2 protein-coding genes and 1 pseudogene are annotated in these 863 nt (G+C 69.2%); all 3 read right to left on the reverse strand.

The features are described 5' to 3' along the window. Window positions 1–216 (reverse strand): AAA family ATPase (locus JCM19049_RS22835; protein ID WP_374700346.1); only part of this gene is annotated, 216 nt, incomplete at its 3' end. Beyond that, a pseudogene (locus JCM19049_RS22840) lies at window positions 217–713 on the reverse strand (ABC transporter ATP-binding protein); the annotation flags it as partial. A gap of 14 nt (window positions 714–727) precedes the next feature. Further along, window positions 728–863, reverse strand: a 136-nt coding sequence (locus JCM19049_RS15870; RefSeq protein ID WP_279403405.1) for a LuxR C-terminal-related transcriptional regulator, incomplete at its 5' end; no start/stop codon positions are given.

Below are 863 nucleotides of genomic sequence, written 5' to 3' on the forward strand. Positions count from 1 at the left end.
GGCCAGGATGCGCCCGTCCTGGATGATGACCAGGTGGTCGACGAGGTTTTCCAGCAGGTCCAGCTGGTGGCTGGAGAACAGGATCGGCACCCCGCGGTTGGCGTAGTCGCGCAGGATGGAGCTCATCGCGTCCACCGCCAGCGGGTCCAGGCCGCTGAACGGTTCGTCGAGCACCAGCACCTGCGGTTCGTGCAGCAGCGCGGCGGTGACCTGCACGCGCTGCTGGTTGCCCAGGGACAGGGATTCGAGCTTGGCCCTGGCCCGTTCGGCCAGGCCGAAGCGTTCCAGCAGTTCCATGGCCCGCTGCCGGGCGGTGGAGCGGGCCAGGCCGTGCAGGGAGCCGAGGTAGACCAGCTGGTCGATGACCGGCTGCTTCGGGTAGAGGCCGCGCTCCTCGGGCATGTAGCCAAAGCCGCGGCGGGTGCCTGCGCCAGATCGCCGCCGTTGAGCCGGACCGTGCCGTGGTGGGCGGCCAGCAGCCCCATGATGATGCGCATCGTGGTGGTCTTCCCGGCCCCGTTCGCGCCGACGAAGCCGGTCAGGGAACCGGCGGGCACCTGGAAGCTGACATCGTGCAGCACCTGGTGCTCGGCGAAGGACCGGCTGATGTTTCGCAGTTCAAGCACGTGGGCTCCTTGGCTGGGTTCCGCGCCGTGCGGGCGGGGTGGGGGTTCTGCCTCCAGCCTAGGTGGGCTTTGGCCGGTACGGCTCACGCGCAGGGATGAAACTATTGGATGAGGCCGGCGCGGTGGGCGAAGAGCACCGCCTGGACCCGGTCGCGCAGCCCGGCCTTGGCCAGCAGGTTGGACAGGTGGGTTTTCACCGTCGCCTCGTTCAGCCCGAGCTGGGCGGCGATTTCCTGG

It is taken from the genome of Arthrobacter sp. JCM 19049 (genome assembly GCF_001310435.1).